The organism is Ruegeria sp. CDSA193, assembly GCF_059611885.1.
This window is the reverse complement of record NZ_JBXWPN010000006.1, coordinates 136555-155192: the sequence shown is the minus strand read 5'-3', so window position 1 is coordinate 155192 and position 18638 is coordinate 136555. Positions and strand designations below refer to the sequence as shown.

General features: G+C 58.5%; 17 protein-coding genes. 15 read left to right on the top strand and 2 right to left on the bottom strand.

The annotated features are described in order from the left end of the window. Nucleotides 1-31 precede the first annotated feature (31 nt). The 15 genes from ftsW to AC2FLG_RS13090 all read left to right on the top strand — a co-directional run bounded on the left by ftsW (nucleotide 32) and on the right by AC2FLG_RS13090 (nucleotide 16507). The gene (ftsW, locus tag AC2FLG_RS13160) at nucleotides 32-1195 is read left to right on the top strand and encodes a putative lipid II flippase FtsW (RefSeq protein WP_496689711.1); all 1164 of its coding nucleotides are present in this window, start codon (nucleotides 32-34) and stop codon (nucleotides 1193-1195) included. Then, complete coding sequence (locus AC2FLG_RS13155; RefSeq protein ID WP_496706537.1) at nucleotides 1195-2292, top strand: UDP-N-acetylglucosamine--N-acetylmuramyl-(pentapeptide) pyrophosphoryl-undecaprenol N-acetylglucosamine transferase; 1098 nt, start codon at nucleotides 1195-1197, stop codon at nucleotides 2290-2292. Before ftsW ends, AC2FLG_RS13155 begins: the two co-directional genes overlap by 1 nt. Further along, the gene (gene murC, locus AC2FLG_RS13150; protein WP_282021454.1) at nucleotides 2289-3686 is read left to right on the top strand and encodes a UDP-N-acetylmuramate--L-alanine ligase; all 1398 of its coding nucleotides are present in this window, start codon (nucleotides 2289-2291) and stop codon (nucleotides 3684-3686) included. Before AC2FLG_RS13155 ends, murC begins: the two co-directional genes overlap by 4 nt. A gap of 88 nt (nucleotides 3687-3774) precedes the next feature. Beyond that, on the top strand, nucleotides 3775-4023 hold the full coding sequence (locus tag AC2FLG_RS13145; protein ID WP_496694818.1) for a DUF2484 family protein: 249 nt from the start codon (nucleotides 3775-3777) through the stop codon (nucleotides 4021-4023). Next, the gene (locus AC2FLG_RS13140; RefSeq protein WP_142635031.1) at nucleotides 4020-4274 is read left to right on the top strand and encodes a DUF2484 family protein; all 255 of its coding nucleotides are present in this window, start codon (nucleotides 4020-4022) and stop codon (nucleotides 4272-4274) included. The genes AC2FLG_RS13145 and AC2FLG_RS13140 overlap by 4 nt, the downstream gene beginning before the upstream one ends. Before the next feature lie 45 nt (nucleotides 4275-4319). Further along, nucleotides 4320-5246 carry a UDP-N-acetylmuramate dehydrogenase gene (murB, locus tag AC2FLG_RS13135; RefSeq protein WP_496690897.1) on the top strand — a complete coding sequence of 309 codons (927 nt, stop codon included), beginning with the start codon at nucleotides 4320-4322 and terminating at the stop codon, nucleotides 5244-5246. A 146-nt stretch (nucleotides 5247-5392) separates the two neighbouring features. Continuing rightward, nucleotides 5393-6271: a D-alanine--D-alanine ligase gene (locus tag AC2FLG_RS13130; protein WP_496706535.1), complete on the top strand. Its 879-nt coding sequence runs from the start codon at nucleotides 5393-5395 to the stop codon at nucleotides 6269-6271. Further along, nucleotides 6259-7254 carry a cell division protein FtsQ/DivIB gene (locus AC2FLG_RS13125; RefSeq protein WP_142635027.1) on the top strand — a complete coding sequence of 332 codons (996 nt, stop codon included), beginning with the start codon at nucleotides 6259-6261 and terminating at the stop codon, nucleotides 7252-7254. Before AC2FLG_RS13130 ends, AC2FLG_RS13125 begins: the two co-directional genes overlap by 13 nt. Before the next feature lie 8 nt (nucleotides 7255-7262). After that, nucleotides 7263-8597 (top strand): cell division protein FtsA, encoded by a 1335-nt coding sequence (ftsA, locus tag AC2FLG_RS13120; RefSeq protein WP_496696066.1) that lies wholly within the window; start codon nucleotides 7263-7265, stop codon nucleotides 8595-8597. Continuing rightward, entirely contained in the window at nucleotides 8584-8997 is a 414-nt protein-coding gene (locus AC2FLG_RS13115; RefSeq protein ID WP_271950279.1) for a hypothetical protein, read from the top strand. The genes ftsA and AC2FLG_RS13115 overlap by 14 nt, the downstream gene beginning before the upstream one ends. A gap of 348 nt (nucleotides 8998-9345) precedes the next feature. Continuing rightward, nucleotides 9346-10953: a cell division protein FtsZ gene (ftsZ, locus tag AC2FLG_RS13110; RefSeq protein ID WP_271950278.1), complete on the top strand. Its 1608-nt coding sequence runs from the start codon at nucleotides 9346-9348 to the stop codon at nucleotides 10951-10953. Nucleotides 10954-11165: 212 nt separating this feature from the next. Further along, nucleotides 11166-12086: a UDP-3-O-acyl-N-acetylglucosamine deacetylase gene (gene lpxC, locus AC2FLG_RS13105; protein WP_496706533.1), complete on the top strand. Its 921-nt coding sequence runs from the start codon at nucleotides 11166-11168 to the stop codon at nucleotides 12084-12086. 126 nt (nucleotides 12087-12212) lie between these two features. Beyond that, the gene (locus AC2FLG_RS13100) at nucleotides 12213-13055 is read left to right on the top strand and encodes an outer membrane protein assembly factor BamD (RefSeq protein ID WP_142635022.1); all 843 of its coding nucleotides are present in this window, start codon (nucleotides 12213-12215) and stop codon (nucleotides 13053-13055) included. A gap of 35 nt (nucleotides 13056-13090) precedes the next feature. Continuing rightward, a complete protein-coding gene (recN, locus tag AC2FLG_RS13095; protein WP_496706531.1) occupies nucleotides 13091-14740 on the top strand; it encodes a DNA repair protein RecN in 1650 nt (549 codons plus the stop codon). A gap of 81 nt (nucleotides 14741-14821) precedes the next feature. Beyond that, nucleotides 14822-16507: a chloride channel protein gene (locus AC2FLG_RS13090; RefSeq protein WP_496706529.1), complete on the top strand. Its 1686-nt coding sequence runs from the start codon at nucleotides 14822-14824 to the stop codon at nucleotides 16505-16507. Nucleotides 16508-17031: 524 nt separating this feature from the next. Here AC2FLG_RS13090 and AC2FLG_RS13085 read toward each other — a convergent pair. Both AC2FLG_RS13085 and AC2FLG_RS13080 read right to left on the bottom strand, forming a co-directional pair. After that, nucleotides 17032-17919 carry a branched-chain amino acid ABC transporter permease gene (locus AC2FLG_RS13085; protein ID WP_496706527.1) on the bottom strand — a complete coding sequence of 296 codons (888 nt, stop codon included), beginning with the start codon at nucleotides 17917-17919 and terminating at the stop codon, nucleotides 17032-17034. A 3-nt stretch (nucleotides 17920-17922) separates the two neighbouring features. Continuing rightward, the gene (locus AC2FLG_RS13080; RefSeq protein ID WP_281972774.1) at nucleotides 17923-18636 is read right to left on the bottom strand and encodes an ABC transporter ATP-binding protein; all 714 of its coding nucleotides are present in this window, start codon (nucleotides 18634-18636) and stop codon (nucleotides 17923-17925) included. Nucleotides 18637-18638: the final 2 nt, after the last annotated feature.

Here is an 18638-nt window from a genome sequence, read left to right as displayed (position 1 = left end):
GCGTTGACGAGGCAGATAGTGGCGGTATCTCATGACTGAGATGGTGTATGGCGCGGTCCAGGACCAGCGCGGAGAACCGATTCTACCAAAGTGGTGGCGGACGATCGATCGTTGGACGATGTCCTGCGTACTGATCCTGTTTGTCATCGGGCTGTTGCTGGGGCTGGCCTCATCGCCGCCGCTGGCTGGTCGCAACGGGTTCGATCCGTTCCATTACGTCGAACGCCAGGCGTTGTTCGGCGGAATGGCGCTTGTTGCGATGCTGCTGACTTCGATGATGTCGCCCACACTGGTTCGACGTCTGGCGGTGTTGGGGTTTCTTGCGGCGTTTGTCGCGCTGGTCTTCCTTCCCGTCTTTGGCACAGATTTTGGCAAAGGTGCGGTGCGCTGGTATTCGCTTGGCTTTGCCTCGCTGCAGCCGTCTGAATTTCTGAAACCCGGGTTTATCGTTGTGGCGGCCTGGTTGCTGGCCGCGTCACAACAGATCAACGGCCCGCCCGGTCGGCTATGGTCTTTTGCGCTGTGCATGGCGATTGTCGCCATGTTGGTTATGCAGCCCGATTTTGGTCAGGCCTGCCTGATCCTGTTTGGCTGGGGCGTGATGTATTTCGTTGCCGGTGCGCCGATGTTGTTGCTGGTTGGTATGGCGGGGTTTGTCGTGCTAGGCGGTATGTTCGCCTATTCCAACTCGGAACATTTCGCCCGACGTATTGACGGGTTCCTGAACCAAGAGGTCGATCCGACCACTCAGCTGGGCTATGCCACCAATGCGATCCGCGAGGGCGGGCTTTTCGGTGTCGGTGTGGGTGAAGGGCAGGTGAAATGGTCGCTGCCCGATGCGCATACGGATTTCATCATCGCTGTCGCGGCCGAAGAATATGGCCTGATCCTGGTGTTGATCATCATTGCACTGTATTCGCTGATCGTCGTGCGGTCATTGCTGCGGCTGATGCGCGAGCGCGACATGTTCATCCGTCTGGCGGGTACCGGTCTGGCCTGCATGTTCGGGGTTCAGGCGATGATCAATATGGGCGTGGCCGTGCGCCTTTTGCCTGCCAAAGGCATGACTTTGCCGTTCGTCAGCTATGGTGGGTCCTCGCTGATTGCAGGTGGTATTGCAATCGGCATGCTTCTGGCGTTTACCCGCACCCGCCCTCAGGGCGAACTTGGTGATATTCTACGCGGACGAGGCTGATGGGCAAACCCTACCTTCTGATTGCGGCTGGCGGGACCGGGGGCCACATGTTCCCGGCTCAGGCGCTGGCCGAGGCGATGCTGCACAGGGGCTGGCGTGTGCGCTTGTCCACCGATACGCGCGGCGCACGATATACGGGTGGCTTTCCGCATTCGACTGAAATTGTCGAGGCGTCCTCGGCCACATTCGCCCGTGGCGGACTGCCCGCCAAACTGATGGTCGGTCCCAAGATCGCAGGTGGTGTCGCCGGTATGGCGTTTCAGATGTTGCGCGACCGACCGGACGTCGTGGTCGGCTTTGGCGGCTATCCCTCAATCCCGGCGCTGGGCGCTGCGACGATGTCGAAGATCCCGCGCATGATCCATGAACAGAATGGCGTTTTGGGCCGTGTGAATCAGCTGTTTGCGACTCGCGTGGCGCAGGTGGCTTGCGGTGTCTGGCCGACTGATCTGCCGGACGGTGCAAAGGGCATACATACTGGCAACCCGGTTCGGGCCGCTGTGCTGGACCGGGCTGCGGCGGGCTATATCCCACCAGGTGATTACCCGATGTCGATCCTGGTGATGGGTGGCTCGCAAGGGGCGCGCATCCTTAGTCAGATTGTGCCCGAAGCGATTGCCGCGCTGCCTGATGAGATGCGCCGCCATATTCGTGTCGCGCATCAGGCCCGCGACGAAGACGGTGCCCGTGTTTCCGCGTTTTATGACGACCACGGTATCCGTGCCGAAGTGAAACCGTTCTTTCAGGATGTGCCCCGTCGTATGTCCGATGCGCAGCTGGTGATATCACGCTCAGGTGCGTCAAGTGTGGCGGATATATCCGTCATCGGGCGACCCTCGATCCTGATCCCGTATGCCGCCGCCGCGGGCGATCATCAGACCGCCAATGCACGCGGGCTGGTTCAGGCCGGAGGGGCAATCATGATCCCCGAGAACCTGCTTGACGTTCCTTCGCTGACGCAGCAAATCACCGCAGTTCTGACAAACCCTGAAGCCGCACAAAAGATGGCCCATGCCGCCCTATCGACCGGCGCACCGGACGCGACCGAGCGTTTGGTCGCCCAGGTCGAACAGTTGGCGCAGAAGGAGACCGCATGACCCCAGCAACCAAACTGCCGCAGGATGTCGGGCCGATCCATTTCGTGGGTATCGGCGGGATCGGGATGTCGGGCATTGCCGAGGTGCTTTTGAATCTGGGCTACCGGGTACAGGGCTCGGACCTGAAAGCGTCGAAAATCACCGACCGCCTTGCTGGTCTGGGCGCCGAGATCTTTGTCGGTCAAAGTGCTGAAAACCTTGAGAACGCCGCCGTGGTTGTGGTGTCGACCGCGATCAAACCGGGCAACCCGGAGCTGGACGGCGCCCGTGCGCGCGGCCTGCCAGTGGTGCGCCGGGCCGATATGCTGGCCGAGCTGATGCGCCTGAAATCCAACATCGCCATTGCCGGAACCCACGGCAAGACCACCACCACCACGATGATGGCTGAACTGATGGTGGCAGGGGAATTTGACCCGACCGTGATCAATGGCGGCATCATTCACGCTTATGGCTCGAATGCGCGGATGGGGCAGGGCGAATGGATGGTGGTCGAGGCGGACGAATCCGACGGCTCGTTCAACCGGCTGCCCGCGACCATTGCCATTGTCACCAATATCGACCCCGAGCATATGGAGCATTGGGGTGATTTCGACCAGCTGCGCGACGGGTTCTACGAATTTGTCTCGAACCTGCCGTTTTACGGGCTTGCCGTCTGCTGCACCGACCACGCCGAAGTGCAAACACTGGTGGGTCGCATCACAGACCGGCGCGTGCGGACCTATGGTTTCAACGCGCAGGCGGATGTGCGGGCCGAGAACCTGACCTATAAGGGCGGCGTCGCACATTTCGACATTCACCTGCAATACGAAGACAAGAGGATCGAGGGCTGCACCCTGCCGATGCCCGGCGACCACAACGTCTCGAACGCGTTGTCTGCGGTTGCTGTTGCCCGCCATCTGGGCATGAAAGCCGCCGAAATCCGCGAAGCGTTGGCTAATTTCGGTGGCGTCAATCGTCGCTTTACCAAAGTGGGTGAGGTCGATGGCGTCACAATCATCGACGATTACGGTCACCACCCGGTTGAAATCGCAGCGGTTCTGAAAGCCGCACGCCAGGCCACCGAAGGCCGTGTGATCGCGGTCCATCAACCCCACAGGTATTCGCGTTTGTCTAATCTGTTCGATGATTTCTGTACCTGTTTCAATGACGCCGACGTTGTTGCCATCGCCGATATTTTCGCTGCCGGAGAGGACCCGATCGAAGGGGCGTCCCGCGATGACCTGGTTCAGGGGCTCATCCGGCATGGGCATCGACATGCCCGCGCTTTGATGGACGAATCCGATCTTGAACGTCTGGTTCGTGAGCAGGCCCGCCCCGGAGACATGGTTGTCTGCCTTGGTGCCGGTACGATCAGCGCCTGGGCCAATGGCCTGCCTTCGCGCTTGCAGAAATAACAGGCGATGTGACGTAATGGACTCTTTTGCGGTGCAACCCTAAAGAGTGATCGTGCAACCGCAGAAAAAGCGGTCTCGGAGGCAAGATTTGGCGTACTCGGTATTATTTGCAGGGATGTGGGTCATAGCGTCGACTATCGTGGCCATGCTACCGATGCGCCTGCAATTTCCACCGGGGATTGTGTTGGTTATCGTTGCGCCGGCGCTGATTGTCTGGCTGGGTTACGATTTCGGCTGGTTCTTTTCGGTCCTGGGCTTTGCGGCTTTTGCATCCATGTTCCGCAACCCAATTCGCCACTATTGGCAACGTTGGACAGGCCGAGGGGACGACGAATGAATTGGTCCATTGCCCTTGCCGCCCTGTGGGGAGTTGTTGCGAATGTGCTGGCGATGATCCCCAGCAAGGATAATCACTGGACCCGCGCCTATTTCTTGATTGCTGCGGGTATTCCTATCGTTGGCTATGTCACGCTGCAGAACGGCCCATGGATCGGGTTGATTGTTCTGGTTGCTGGGATCTCGGTACTGCGTTGGCCCGTGATTTATCTGGGCCGGTGGTTGCGTCGGATCCTGGGTGCCGCGCAATAGCGGATACAGCTTGCTTTGGCGGTTCAAATCCGCGAATTAGCGGCCATGACTTCTGTTCCCTCGCCACGTGGCAAGCTCACCCAGAACCGCCCGCTGAATGATCTGACCTGGTTGCGGGTCGGAGGACCGGCGGATTACCTTTTTCAACCCGCCGACCAGGAAGACCTGCAGCAGTTTCTGCGCGACTTACCTGACGATATCACGGTTTTCCCGATGGGCGTCGGTTCGAACCTGATCGTCCGGGACGGAGGGCTGCGCGCCGTAGTGATCCGGTTGGGCCGGGGATTTAATGGCATCTCGATTGAGGGCAACATTGTCACCGCAGGCGCGGCGGCGCTGGATGGGCATGTGGCGCGCAAGGCAGCTGATGCGGGCGTGGACCTGACGTTTTTGCGAACCATTCCGGGGTCGATCGGCGGCGCTGTGCGGATGAATGCGGGATGTTATGGCAGCTATACGGCGGATGTTCTGTGCAAGGCGACGATCATCACGCGGCAAGGGCAGGTCGTCGATCTGACGCCCGAAGAACTGAATTTTCGCTATCGTCAGTCGGATCTGCCTGAGGGTGCGGTGCTGATCTCGGCCACGTTCGAAGGCCCCCTAGATGATCCTGATGAACTGCATGCCCGCATGGACTCGCAGTTGAAAAAGCGGGATGAGACCCAGCCGACCAAAGATCGCAGCGCGGGCTCGACCTTCCGCAATCCAGCCGGGTTTTCCTCGACGGGCCGCGCAGATGATGTGCATGACCTCAAGGCCTGGAAGGTGATCGACGACGCGGGAATGCGGGGCGTGATGCGGGGCGGAGCGCAGATGAGCCCCAAGCATCCCAATTTTCTGATCAACACCGGCTCTGCCACCGCTGCCGACCTCGAAGGGTTGGGCGAAGATGTGCGAAAAAAGGTTTACGAAACAAGCGGCATCACGCTAGAGTGGGAAATCATGCGGGTCGGTGATCCGCTGACAGATTAAAGCTCCGACCGTCAGACCCAAAACAGGCAAAATAGGGCGACGGATCAAAGGCATAAAGCAGGACGGACCACCACATAAGGTCCGCAGGATTTGAGGCGCACGACGTGGGTAGTTCGAGCAGGACAAACCCCAAAGTGGCGGTATTGATGGGTGGACCCTCGGCGGAACGTGAGGTGTCTCTCAGCTCTGGGCGCGAATGCGCAGCCGCCCTAAGGGGAGAAGGCTTTGAAGTGGTCGAACTGGACGCGGGTCCGGACCTCTATGCGCGCCTTTTGGATATCAAGCCGGATGTGGTCTTCAACGCTCTGCATGGTCGCTGGGGCGAGGATGGCTGCGTGCAGGGTCTGCTGGAGTGGTTGCGTATTCCCTATACCCATTCGGGTGTGCTGGCTTCGGCGTTGGCCATGGACAAGCAGCGCAGCAAAGCGGCGTTCCGTATCGCGGGTCTGCCAGTCGCCGAAAGTGTGATCGAGGCCAAATCCGAAGTTGCCGCGCGTCACAAGATGGAACCGCCCTATGTGGTCAAGCCCAACAACGAGGGTTCCAGCGTCGGCATTTATCTGGTGCATGAGGGCGCCAACACTCCACCGAAACTGGCAGACGACATGCCCGAACTGGTAATGGTCGAACAATATGTGGCTGGCCGCGAGTTGACCGTCACAGTCATGGGCGACCGCGCCCTGACCGTGACAGAAATCATGACGGATGGCTGGTACGATTACGATGCCAAGTACAAGCCGGGCGGGTCGTGGCATGTGCTGCCTGCTGAAATCCCGCAGGACATTTTTGACCTGTGTATGGGCTTTGCCAAACAGGCGCATGATCTGTTGGGGTGCAAAGGCGTCAGCCGCACAGATTTTCGGTGGGATGACAGCAAGGGCGCAGAGGGCTTGTTCCTGCTGGAAACCAACACCCAGCCAGGAATGACGCCTACGTCACTGGCTCCGGAACAGGGCGCGCACTGCGGGATAACCTTCGGCCAGTTTTGCGCATGGATGGTGGAGGACGCATCATGCGACCGCTGACAGCCACCCGTGCGCCGGTTATCCATCGGTCAAAGCCACTTGCCGGTCCGGATGCCGATTTCGCTTCGGGGGACCGCAACAATGTAGAACCCAAGTTCCGCCTGCGGCGACTTTGGGGGCGTAAGTCATCGGCGTTTGATCCGGCGCCGTCCCGCCTAAGCTATCGGTTGCAGCGCTGGATGTTGACGCCTGGTGTTCGCCGTGGCCTGAAATACGGGCTGCCGGTCTTCGCTGTGTGTGCTGCGCTTGGCGGGTATTTCAGCTCTCAGGACCGGCGCGAAGCGATTGTGGCTCATGTCCATGATGTGAAAATCTCGATCCAGCAGCGACCAGAATTCATGGTCAACCTGATGGCGATTGATGGGGCGGGAACCAACCTTTCGGAAGACATTCGTGAAGTGGTGCCGCTGGACTTCCCAATCAGTTCCTGGGACCTGGATGTCGAACAGATGCGCGAAACGATCACAGGATTGGATCCGGTTAAATCAGCCTCTGTGCGCATCCGTCCAGGAGGTATCCTGCAGGTGGATGTTGTCGAACGGCAGCCCGCCATTGTCTGGCGTACCCGCCGAGGGGTCGAATTGCTGGATGAAACCGGCGCGCATGTTGAAATCATAGCATCGCGGCAGGATCACTCCAATCTGCCACTGATCGCGGGTGAGGGCGCGGATTCCTATGTGCCGGAAGCGCTGCAACTGACGGCCACAGCCAGCAGTCTTGGCAATCGGGTGCGCGGTCTGGTGCGAATTGGCGAACGTCGCTGGGATCTGGTTCTGGATCGCGGTCAGCGCATCATGTTGCCGACAGAACGGCCAGTGCGCGCATTGGAACGCGTGTTGGCCGTGAACGAGGTTCAGGATCTTCTGGAACGCGATGTGGCCGTGGTGGATATGCGCCTGGGTCAGCGACCAACAATCCGAATGACCAAAGCCGCCAGCGAAGACTGGTGGAATACAAAAGTAGATGTGAGTAGCGGGCAGTAACGACAATGATGACCGATCTTTATCAGTCCCAACGGGCGATGCGGCAGATGCGCAGGCAGGCAATGCAACGCGGCGTCGTCGCCATTCTGGATGTCGGGAGTTCGAAGATCTCCTGCCTTGTGTTGCGGTTCGACGGTGCCGGACGCCTGCACGAGGACAGCGGCATCGGGTCTCTGGCCGGGCAGTCCGGGTTCCGGGTGATTGGTGCTGCGACGACGCGATCGCGTGGGGTTCAGTTTGGCGAAGTCACTGCGATGCAGGAGACCGAGCGCGCCATTCGCACCGCGCTTCAGGCCGCGCAGAAGATGGCAGATATCCGGGTCGACCATGTGATCGCCTGTTTCTCGGGGGCAAACCCGCGGTCCTATGGTTTGGATGCCCAGGTGGATCTGGAAGGCCAGCTTGTCACCGAGGCCGAAGTCGGCCGGGTTCTGAATGCCTGTGACGTGCCCGACTATGGTGCGGGCCGCGAAGTCCTACATGCTCAGCCGGTGAATTTTGCGCTGGATAACCGATCGGGCCTGATTGACCCAAGGGGTCAGATGGGGCAATCGCTGGCCGTCGATATGCACATGCTGACCGTGGACGCGGTCTCGATCCAAAACATCGTGCGCTGTATTAAACGCTGTGATCTGGAATTGGCCGGTATCGCGAATTCGGCCTATGTCTCGGGCATCTCGGCGCTGGTTGAGGATGAACAGGAACTGGGTGCGGCCTGTATCGACATGGGCGGTGGCACCACCAGCGTGTCAATCTTCATGAAGAAACACATGATCTATGCCGATTGCGTGCGCATGGGTGGGGATCACGTGACCAGTGACATCTCGATGGGGCTGGGCGTTCCGGCCTCTGTGGCCGAGCGGATCAAGACCTTCAATGGCGGCGTTCACGCGACCGGCGCGGATGATCGTGACCTGATCGACATCGGAGGGGATACCGGTGATTGGGAACATGACCGTCGTACGGTCAGCCGGGCCGAGCTGATCGGCATCATGCGCCCGCGTGTCGAAGAAATTCTGGAAGAAGTGCGTGTCCGGCTGGATGCTGCCGGGTTTGAGCATATGCCCAGCCAGCAGATCGTGCTGACCGGTGGCGGCAGTCAGATTATGGGGCTCGACGGGTTGGCATCTCGTATTCTGGGGCAACGTGTTCGCCTTGGTCGCCCGCTGCGGGTCCATGGGTTGCCGCAATCGGCCACGGGGCCGGGGTTCTCTTCGGTTGTGGGGCTAAGCCTGTTTGCAGCCAACCCACAGGATGAATGGTGGGATTTTGAAATCCCCGTAGACACCTATTCCGCACGCCCGTTCAAGCGCGCTGTGCGGTGGTTCCGTGACAACTGGTAAGGCCGCGATCGCGGCGCTGGTCATGGCTGTGCCGTCAGCGATAGAGGCTCAGACCCGTATCACACCCGAAGCCTTCCTGGGGGCCGTTCAAGGAAAGACCGTAAAGTTTCACGTCTATGACAGCGGAATGCTGGTCGGCACCGAAGAGTTCCTGAGCCCGACTCTCTCGGTCTGGCGTATGGAGGGCAAGGGTTGTGTGTACGGGAAAATTACAACTCCTAATGGGCAGATTTGCTTTCTGTACGACGATGACGAGGATGGTCTGCCAGTTTGCTGGTGGCCGTTTTTGTATGAAGACCAGTTGATGGTGCGAATGGTCGGTTTCTCCAGGACAGAAATTCAAGAGGTCAGGGACATTTCTGAGAAAGGTCTTAACTGCCCAAGTGCCCCAATTAGCTAAAGAAATATCTTGCAGGGGCTGTCAAAATCCCGCAAGATATCCACAGGGCCCGTCAGAGGCCTTGCGAGAGGGCTTGAGCAGTTTTCCGCAGACAGAATGTGAATGAATTGCAAGTGACGCGCCCGTCAACAGTGGCGCGAGCGTCGCATGTTTTGTGGTGCATTGAGATAATTCCGCAACATCTGGCAATATCTGCCAAATACTGTTTTCAGGTGCCTTATTTCCTCCATATTTTGTGGATTTTCGCGATTTTTGGCGTGACGTTTGCCGTTTGGATCGGTAGGATTGTTAGTGGATAGGTAAGAAAAACACCGCGTTGGCGGGTTATATAAACAGGCGGACAGAAGCATGACATTGAATCTTTCGATGCCCGGGCACGACGAGCTGAAGCCTCGGATTACAGTTTTTGGCGTTGGCGGAGCGGGCGGTAACGCCGTCAACAACATGATTGAAAAACAGTTGGACGGTGTCGATTTTGTCGTTGCCAACACCGATGCCCAGGCGCTGCAGCAAAGCCAGTCTTCGTCACGAGTTCAACTGGGCGTGAAAGTCACCGAAGGTCTGGGTGCGGGCGCGCGTCCGACAGTGGGTGCGGCAGCGGCCGAAGAAAGCATCGAGCAGATTGTAGACCATCTGGCAGGCGCGCATATGTGCTTCATCACGGCCGGTATGGGTGGTGGCACCGGCACGGGTGCCGCACCGATCATCGCGCAGGCAGCGCGTGAATTGGGTGTTTTGACCGTCGGTGTTGTGACCAAGCCTTTCCAGTTCGAAGGCGCCAAGCGGATGCGTCAGGCCGAAGACGGTGTTGAAGCCTTGCAGCGCGTAGTCGACACGCTGATCATCATTCCAAACCAGAACTTGTTCCGTCTGGCCAACGAAAAGACCACGTTTACCGAGGCGTTTTCGATGGCGGATGACGTTCTGTATCAGGGTGTCAAAGGCGTGACCGACCTGATGGTGCGTCCGGGCCTGATCAACCTCGACTTCGCGGATGTTCGCGCCGTTATGGACGAGATGGGCAAGGCGATGATGGGCACGGGCGAAGCCACCGGCGAAGATCGCGCGGTTCAGGCCGCCGAGAAGGCCATCGCCAACCCGCTGTTGGACGAAATCAGCCTCAAGGGCGCTAAGGGCGTTCTGATCAACATCACTGGCAGCCACGACCTGACCCTGTTCGAACTGGACGAAGCCGCAAACCGTATCCGTGAGGAAGTGGACCCAGAGGCGAATATCATCGTCGGCTCCACGCTGGATACCGCAATGGAAGGCGGCATGCGCGTTTCGGTTGTGGCAACAGGTATCGACGCCAGCGAAAAGCAGGATGATGTGCCTGTCGCGCGTCGTTCGATGTCGGCACCGCTGACCCGTTCGGTTTCTGCAGAGGAAGCGGCCCTGGAAGAAATGTCAGTGGCGGCAAGCGCCGAACCTGAACCTCAGCCCGAACCAACGCGTGAACCTTCGCTGTTTGAAACAACTGAAGAGCCGATGGAACCGCAGTTCCAACCGCGCGCAGAACAGGATGATGACGGCCTGCCACCCCCGGCCTATCAGCCGCGCGTGGCCGAATTCGAGCCGACTCCCGAGCCGGTCGAATACGCCCCAGAAAGCTTTGTCGCACCTCAGCCGCAAGCACCCGCAGGATCGCCGTCACCTGAAGCGCTGAGGCGCTTGCAGGCAGCCGTCCAGAATGTACCTCCGGCTGAAAGAGGTCATCCTGCGCCTCGACCGCAGGAGGTCTCCGATAATCATGGGGATGCCGACCGCCCGCGATTTGGTTTTAACCGCCTGATTGATCGCATGACCGGCCACGCAGCCGATACTCCGGCGCAGCAACCGGCCCGCCAGCAGCCGGTATTGCGCCAATCTGACGCTACGGCACCTGCACATGTCGAGGACGACCCGGAGCAGGATCGGATCGAAATACCGGCCTTCCTTCGCCGTCAAGCCAACTGATCGCGGTAACAATATACTAAAGAGGGGCTGTCATTTGGCGGCCCTTTATTATTTTAAAACAGTGCATTATCCCTATGTGAGCAGGGTTTTGCCGACCTGTCACATTCATGTTTCATTCGGTTGCAAAGAGTGAGTTGAGCCTTTTGACCTGCTTCCTTAGTTGAATGCCAACACCGCCATCACAGGTCGGACGCCACTCACCGAGGTCACACTTGCAACATACGCTCAAATCTTCGATCACGTTTACAGGCCTCGGGCTGCACAGCGGTAAGCCTGCGACGATGATCCTGAAGCCGGCTGCTGCTGGCCACGGCATCTGGTTCAAACGGACGGATATCGAGCTGGGCAATGCGTTGATCCCTGCAATCTACGATGTGGTCGATCGTACCCCGCTTTGTACCCGACTGGTCAATGAAGCGGGCGTTACGGTTTCCACCGTCGAGCATATCATGGCAGCCTTGGCTGGATGCGGTGTCCACAATGCGCTGATCGAGATCGATGGCCCCGAAGTGCCGATCATGGACGGGTCTTCGATTGAATTCGTTCGTGGCATCATGTTGAAAGGCGTGCGTCGTCAGGCAAGCCCGGTCCTGGCCTATGAGGTTCTTAAACCTGTGACCGCAACCCGTGAGGGTGCCAGTGCTTCGATTGCGCCTGCGGACGGTTTGATTATCGATTTTCATATCGATTTTGAAGACAGCGCCATTGGTCGTCAGACTAAGACGCTGGATATGTGCAATGGCTCTTTTGCACGCGAGCTTAGTGATTGCCGGACATTTTGCCGTCGTACCGACGTCGAAGCGATGCGCGAGAACGGCTTGGCTCTTGGCGGCACGCTTGAAAATGCTGTGGTCGTTCAGGGCGACGAAGTTCTGACCCCGGGTGGCCTTCGCCACGCAGACGAGGCAGTGCGTCACAAGATGCTAGATGCTCTGGGTGACTTGTATTTGGCGGGTGGACCGATTCTGGGTCATTTCACCGGCGACAAGTCTGGTCATGCGATGACAAACACGCTGCTGCGCAAGCTGTTTGAAACGCCCGGTGCTGTGCGTCCGATCCTGTGTACCCCCGAACAGGCCGCGCGTCTGCCCGGGCAGGGTCTGGTCTGGGACGAAATCCCCGAAGTCGCCTGATTGGTTCCACTCTGCTGACAAATCCGCCAAAGGGCCTACTAAGGCGTTTTGCACTGGAATTTTATGTGCTAGACCAAGGCCCAAACCGGGGTATTCCCATTAAGCAAGACGACAAGGATTGGCGGAATGATAGGCACCAAAGCGGCGGTCAGATTCGCAGGGGCGGTACTTCTGACAGCAGTTTTGACAGCGTGCAACAGCGGGGGCGCTGACCGCAATCAGAACCTAGAAGGGTTCACCCCCGAACAGATTTTCACGCGTGGGGAATTTGAGCTGTCGGAGAATCGTTCCGACGATGCGGCGTGGTACTTCTCTGAGGTTGAACGTCTTTACCCTTACTCTGACTGGGCAAAGCGCGCGCTGATCATGCAGGCGTTTTCGTACCATGCAGATGAGAATTACGAAGAAAGCCGTGCAGCGGCACAGCGCTATATAGATTTCTATCCAACCGACGAAGATGCGGCCTATGCCCAATATCTGTTGGCACTCAGCTATTATGACCAGATTGACGAGGTGGGCCGCGATCAGGGCCTGACGTTCCAGGCGCTTCAGTCATTGCGCACGGTGATCGAAGTCTATCCGGACAGCGAATATGCAACCTCCGCCGTGTTGAAATTCGATCTGGCCTTTGACCATCTGGCTGGCAAAGAAATGGAGATCGGACGTTATTATCTGCGTCAGGATCACTATACTGCCGCGATCAACCGGTTCCGCGTTGTGGTAGAGGATTTTCAGACAACTTCGCATACCGCTGAAGCGCTCTATCGCCTGATCGAGGCCTATCTCTCGTTGGGTCTGGTGGATGAGGCGCAATCGGCCGGTGCAATTCTGGGTTACAACTACCAATCCTCGGAATGGTATGACGCTGGCTATAAGCTGCTGACCTCTCGCGGGCTGAAACTCAAAAGCCGCGGCAACAACTGGCTCAGCACGATTTATCGCCAGACCGTCAAAGGTCAGTGGTTGTAATCGCCATGGCTAAAGGCGTGGGACGCTGAGACCCGATGCTGCGCGCCCTTGATATCCGCGATATGCTGATCATCGACCGGTTGGAACTGACGTTCCAGTCGGGATTGAACGCGTTGACCGGCGAGACCGGCGCGGGCAAGTCGATCCTACTGGATTCGCTTGGGTTCGTTCTGGGCTGGCGCGGGCGGGCAGAGCTGGTGCGTCAGGGGGCCGCTCAGGGCGAAGTTGTGGCCGAGTTCGAGCTGCACGAAAACCACCCCGCACATGCGATTTTGGCCGAAGCCGGATTGCCCGGAGGCGAAGAGCTGATCTTGCGCCGCGTGAACACAGCCGAGGGCCGGAAAACCGCATGGGTCAATGACCGGCGTTGCTCGGGCGAGGTGCTGCGGGCCTTGTCGGAAACCCTGGTGGAACTGCATGGCCAGCACGATGATCGCGGCCTGCTGAACCCACGTGGCCACCGCGCGATGCTGGATGATTTTGCCGAGGCAAGGGGGCAACTGGCCACTGTGCGCTCTGCATGGTCCGAGATGTCGCGTGCGCGCAAGCTTTTGTCTGAGGTCGAATCTGCCTTGGCTGCCATGCGGGCAGAGGAAGAATTTCTGCGCCATGCGGTCACTGAGCTTGATAAGCTTGATCCGCAGCCCGGCGAGGATGCCGAACTGGATGCAAGGCGCCGCATGATGCAGGGGGCAGAGCGGATTCGCGATGACGTCGCCCGTGCCTATGACTTGCTTGGCAGCGATGGGGCCGAGGGCGCGATGTCTGATGCTCTGCGCTGGTTGGAAGGCGTGTCCGATAATGCGGGCGGGCAGTTGGAAGAGCCTGTTGCCGCACTGGGGCGTGCACTGGTCGAATTGGGCGAGGCGCAAGATGGCGTTAATGCCAGTCTTCAGGCGCTGGACTTCAATCCGGTTGAACTGGAAGCAGTCGAGGAACGGCTTTTCGCCATTCGTGCGTTGGCCCGAAAGCATGACGTTGCCCCGGACGACTTGGGCGGGTTCGCGGACACCTTGCGTGAGCGGCTGAACCGTTTGGATGCTGGTGACGCTGATCTGGCCGACAGGCGCGTTGCGGTTGAAACCGCACAGGCCGCCTACAACAAAGCTGCCAAGGCGCTCAGCACCTTGCGTCAGCGGGCAGCGTCGAAACTCGACACCGCAGTGATGGCCGAGCTTGCACCGCTGAAAATGGAACGCGCTGTGTTCCAGACCGAGATCACCCCGTCCGATCCCGGCCCCGAAGGTGCGGATGCTGTGGCGTTCACCGTTGCCACCAACCCCGGTGCACCGTCTGGACCGTTAAACAAAATCGCCTCGGGCGGTGAACTGAGCCGCTTCTTGCTGGCGCTCAAGGTCTGTCTGACCGGCGATGACAGCGTGCGCACGATGATCTTTGATGAGATCGACAGGGGTGTTGGCGGCGCGACCGCGGACGCCGTCGGCAGGCGTCTGGCATCGCTGGCACAGGGCGGGCAGGTATTGGTCGTGACGCATTCCCCGCAGGTCGCCGCACGTGCCGCCTATCACTGGCGTGTTCAGAAACATGTGACCGATGGGCAAACTCTGTCGACCGTGGTGCCCTTGGCCCAGGCCGACCGGGTGGACGAGATCGCCAGGATGGTCGCCGGAGACACGATCACGGACGAAGCGCGCGCCGCTGCCCGTGCTCTTCTGGACGCATAGGCCCTCACAGACGCGCGATCCGGCTTTTATCCGTGCCCTCCGTGGCTTAGTAAGGGGTGTATCCTGATCCCCCGAGGGCAAATGACCCAGTCAACCCGCACCGTTCTGCGCAACCAGCTCAATCAGGCTCTGGCCGCGATAAAGGACGCGTGGCGGGTGATGCGCAGGCGTGGGCCCAGCCAAATCCAGTTCTGGTTCATCGCGCTGGCGATCGGGATTGCCGCAGGCTTTATGGCATTGGGATTTCGTAAGGCAATTCAGGCATTGCAGGCCTATGTTTACGACACCGGGGATATCTCGTTACTACACAGCCATGTGGAAAAGCTACCCTGGTTCCTGATCCTGATCACACCGATCATCGGCGGTCTTATCGTTGGCATCATCCTGCACCGGTATACCGATGACGGGCGCGTGCGTTCAGTTGCCGACGTAATCGAAGGCGCTGCCCTCACCGATGGTCGGGTCGAAGGCAAGGCGGGTATCGCGTCTTTTTTCTCCTCGCTGATTACGCTCAGCACAGGTGGGTCCACGGGTCGAGAAGGGCCGGTTGTGCATATGGCAGGCGTGATCTCGACCTGGGTCAGTAATCGTATCCATGCCGACGGAATTACCGGGCGTGATTTGCTGGGATGTGCGGTGGCGGCGGCAGTTTCGGCCAGTTTCAACTCACCCATTGCCGGTGCTTTGTTCGCACTTGAGGTGGTGTTGCGCCATTTCGCGGTGCATGCTTTTGCGCCCATCGTTATCGCTTCGGTCGCCGGGACGGTGATTAACCGGCTGGAATACGGCGACGTGACCGAATTCACTCTGGATACGCCCGGATCACTGCAATTCTATGTCGAGCTGCCCGCGTTTCTGATCCTTGGGTTGATCTGCGGGTTGGTGGCCTTGCTTCTGATGCGGTCGATCTTTTTTGCAGAAGATATTGGCAATCACATTCAAAGCCGGCTTACCTTGCCCGGATGGCTGCGTCCTGCTGTATCAGGCGCAATGTTGGGGCTGATCGCGATCTGGTTTCCCCACATCATCGGCGTTGGATACGAAACCACGATCCGGGCTCTGGCCGGAGATCTGGCTCTGACAACTGCCATTCTGTTCGCAATCATCAAAACTGTGGCTGTTGCGATCACGATGGGGGGACGTATGGGTGGCGGTGTGTTTTCACCCTCGCTGATGATAGGTGCGTTAACCGGGTTGGCATTCGGGTTGATTGCAACGGGTTTGCTGCCCGATGTATCGGGTACCCATACCCTCTACGCATTTGCCGGGATGGGCGCGGTGGCCGCTGCCGTGCTTGGTGCCCCGATTTCGACCACGATGATTGTCTTTGAACTGACCGGAGATTGGCAGATCGGTCTGGCGGTGATGGTGTCGGTTTCAATGTCCACGGCGCTGGCTTCGCGCCTCGTGGATCGATCCTTCTTCCTGACCCAACTGGAACGGCGCAATGTGCATCTGGCCGCGGGGCCACAGGCCTATCTTCTGGCAATGTTGCGCGCAGGCGCAGTGATGCGACCGCTTGGCGATGCACGTTCAATCACCCGGGAAGAAGCACAGGTTTTGATTGATCAGGGTCTTTTTGTTCAAGCAAGCGCCACACTTGAGGCGGCGATGCCGTTCTTCGACCGAGACGAAATCCTCTGCATACCGGTGGTTGTGAGCGGTGATGACGGAGCTGAGACCCCAGTCGGTACGCTCTACCATATTGATGCGCTAAAGGCCTATAACCGCGCGTTGGCAGCCACGGCTGCAGAAGAACATTCATAACAGGGGCCCCTGCAACATTGGTCCTTGTCAATCTTGTTCGTTGAAACAGGCGAGGCATTGACGCGATACGATCTTTGGATCTGCACTTGCCGGGCGTGGCCAGTCGAAATCCAGAGGCTCATGTGTTCGATCTGACAAGCTGTGCAGAACTGAGCTTTCTAGCTGAAAAACATTAGGCCTTGGAGCGCTGGTGAAGGACTAACTTTACCTCACTGACGCTCTGGAATTTGTGGAACGACGCGCAACTTTGAGCCGTCGACAGCTTCCCAGGATATTTTCGAGCCAGCGGGTCATGCAATATTGGCCGTAACATCGAGAAATTCTGATCTATTGCGGACTTTTGTCGGTATCTGGTCAAAGAAGGGCAGTGTGGCACAGCCCAATTCCGCTGCAGCTGCGCCAATGTCTGATTTTGGAAGTTAGATTCAATTTCCGCAGAATCCGATTTGCACACTCTTTGTCTGTCATCGCGCTCTGAGGGCAACAATCCGAGCGAGTGATGAACTATGCGCCAACACCGCTCCTTACGATCTGTTGGCATTCGCCGCTGGAAGGAGGCCATCCGGGCGTAACAGCAACAACAAGATGACTGAGGCCAGAACCATTGCATCCCGGTATGGGGCCAGACTGTCTGGCAGGAAAGCCTGTAGCAGAACCTCCAGCCCGCCGACGATGAACCCACCAAGGACAGCACCGCCCAAGCTGCCCAAACCCCCAAGTACGGTCGCTATGAAGGCCTTGAGAACGGGGAAAAATCCCATCAGTGGATCCACTGACCCGCGTTGTGCCGTCCAGATGACAGCGGCAATACCCGCAAGTAGCCCTGACAGGGCAAAAGCCACAGCAACGACCCGGTTGGCCTTGATACCCAGCAGTTTGAGCATCTCGATATCTTCGGCAGCGGCGCGCATGGCCATGCCAATCGTTGTGCGCCGCAACACGAATGTCAGGCCTGCAAGGGCTGAAAATGTTACGATGATTGATACGGTCGGGATAATGCCAAATGTCGTCTGGCCGAAATGATAGGTGCCAGACCATGACGCTGGAAAAGAGATCGGGACGGGTCTGGCTGAAATTCCGTTCTGGAACAGAACTTTGAGGATTTCGGATACCGCGAAGGATGTGATCAAAAGTGCAACGACATCCGCGCCGCGCATGGCGCGAAACGCTGTACGCTCCATTGCCATGGCCATGAACACAGAAGCGCCAAGCCCGACAACAAGAGCGGCGATCGGCGGCAGGCCAAAGCTCATGGCCAGAAAGATGCCATAGCCCCCGAACGTCATGATTTCGCCATGCGCGAAATTGATCAATCGCACAATAGAGAACACAATCGCCAGCCCCAGGGCCAGCATCGCATAAATTCCCCCAAGGCTAAGCGCGTTGATCATTTGTTGAAGAAGAACTTCCATCGCTCAAGCCGCCAGATATGCGGATTGCAAGACCGCGTCATTTGCTAGTTCCGATGGTGCACCGGCAGCGGCAACAGCGCCATTCGCCAGCACGACAGCATGATCGGCAATGTCCAGGGCAAGAGCCGCGTTTTGCTCGACCAGAAGCACTGAAATACCGTCGGCTTTCAATTCTTCTACGATGTCGAAAATCTGATCCACAACCTGCGGCGCAAGGCCAAGCGACGGTTCGTCCAGCAACAGCAAGCGCGGTCCGCTCATCAAGGCACGTCCCACCGCCAGCATCTGTTGTTCGCCCCCCGACAAAAGCCCCGCCATCTGACGGCGGCGTTCGCCCAGGATCGGGAAGCGCTCTTTCATCTCGGCCAAACGTTTGGCGCTGAGCGTCTCGTCGCCCAGAATTGATCCGGCCAGCACAAGATTTTCTTCGACCGTCAGCTGCGCAAACACGCGGCGTCCTTCCGGTGAGATGGCCACACCCGCCCGCACAATGGCGTCGGGTGTGGCCCCTGTCATATCCTTGCCAAAAAGGGAAACAGCGCCCGATACCACGGGCAAAGCACCTGCGATGGCCATGACCGTCGTTGTCTTGCCTGCGCCATTGGCCCCTAAAAGCGCCGTTATGCCGCCTTTGGGGACGATCAGGTCAATGCCCTGAACCGCGCGGATTGGGCCATAGCGGACGTGCAAGCCTTGGATATCGAGTGCTGTTTCCATTG

Bases quoted from the DNA above. Each gene is read 5' to 3' on its own strand.
- AC2FLG_RS13140 (WP_142635031.1), top strand. From the start codon at position 4,020: ATGAATTGGTCCATTGCCCTTGCCGCCCTGTGGGGAGTTGTTGCGAAT.
- ftsA (WP_496696066.1), top strand. From the start codon at position 7,263: ATGACCGATCTTTATCAGTCCCAACGGGCGATGCGGCAGATGCGCAGG.
- AC2FLG_RS13080 (WP_281972774.1), bottom strand. From the start codon at position 18,636: ATGGAAACAGCACTCGATATCCAAGGCTTGCACGTCCGCTATGGCCCA.
- ftsZ (WP_271950278.1), top strand. From the start codon at position 9,346: ATGACATTGAATCTTTCGATGCCCGGGCACGACGAGCTGAAGCCTCGG.
- murB (WP_496690897.1), top strand. From the start codon at position 4,320: ATGACTTCTGTTCCCTCGCCACGTGGCAAGCTCACCCAGAACCGCCCG.
- AC2FLG_RS13130 (WP_496706535.1), top strand. From the start codon at position 5,393: ATGGGTGGACCCTCGGCGGAACGTGAGGTGTCTCTCAGCTCTGGGCGC.
- AC2FLG_RS13155 (WP_496706537.1), top strand. From the start codon at position 1,195: ATGGGCAAACCCTACCTTCTGATTGCGGCTGGCGGGACCGGGGGCCAC.
- AC2FLG_RS13125 (WP_142635027.1), top strand. From the start codon at position 6,259: ATGCGACCGCTGACAGCCACCCGTGCGCCGGTTATCCATCGGTCAAAG.
- AC2FLG_RS13100 (WP_142635022.1), top strand. From the start codon at position 12,213: ATGATAGGCACCAAAGCGGCGGTCAGATTCGCAGGGGCGGTACTTCTG.
- recN (WP_496706531.1), top strand. From the start codon at position 13,091: ATGCTGCGCGCCCTTGATATCCGCGATATGCTGATCATCGACCGGTTG.
- AC2FLG_RS13085 (WP_496706527.1), bottom strand. From the start codon at position 17,919: ATGGAAGTTCTTCTTCAACAAATGATCAACGCGCTTAGCCTTGGGGGA.
- murC (WP_282021454.1), top strand. From the start codon at position 2,289: ATGACCCCAGCAACCAAACTGCCGCAGGATGTCGGGCCGATCCATTTC.
- ftsW (WP_496689711.1), top strand. From the start codon at position 32: ATGACTGAGATGGTGTATGGCGCGGTCCAGGACCAGCGCGGAGAACCG.
- AC2FLG_RS13090 (WP_496706529.1), top strand. From the start codon at position 14,822: ATGACCCAGTCAACCCGCACCGTTCTGCGCAACCAGCTCAATCAGGCT.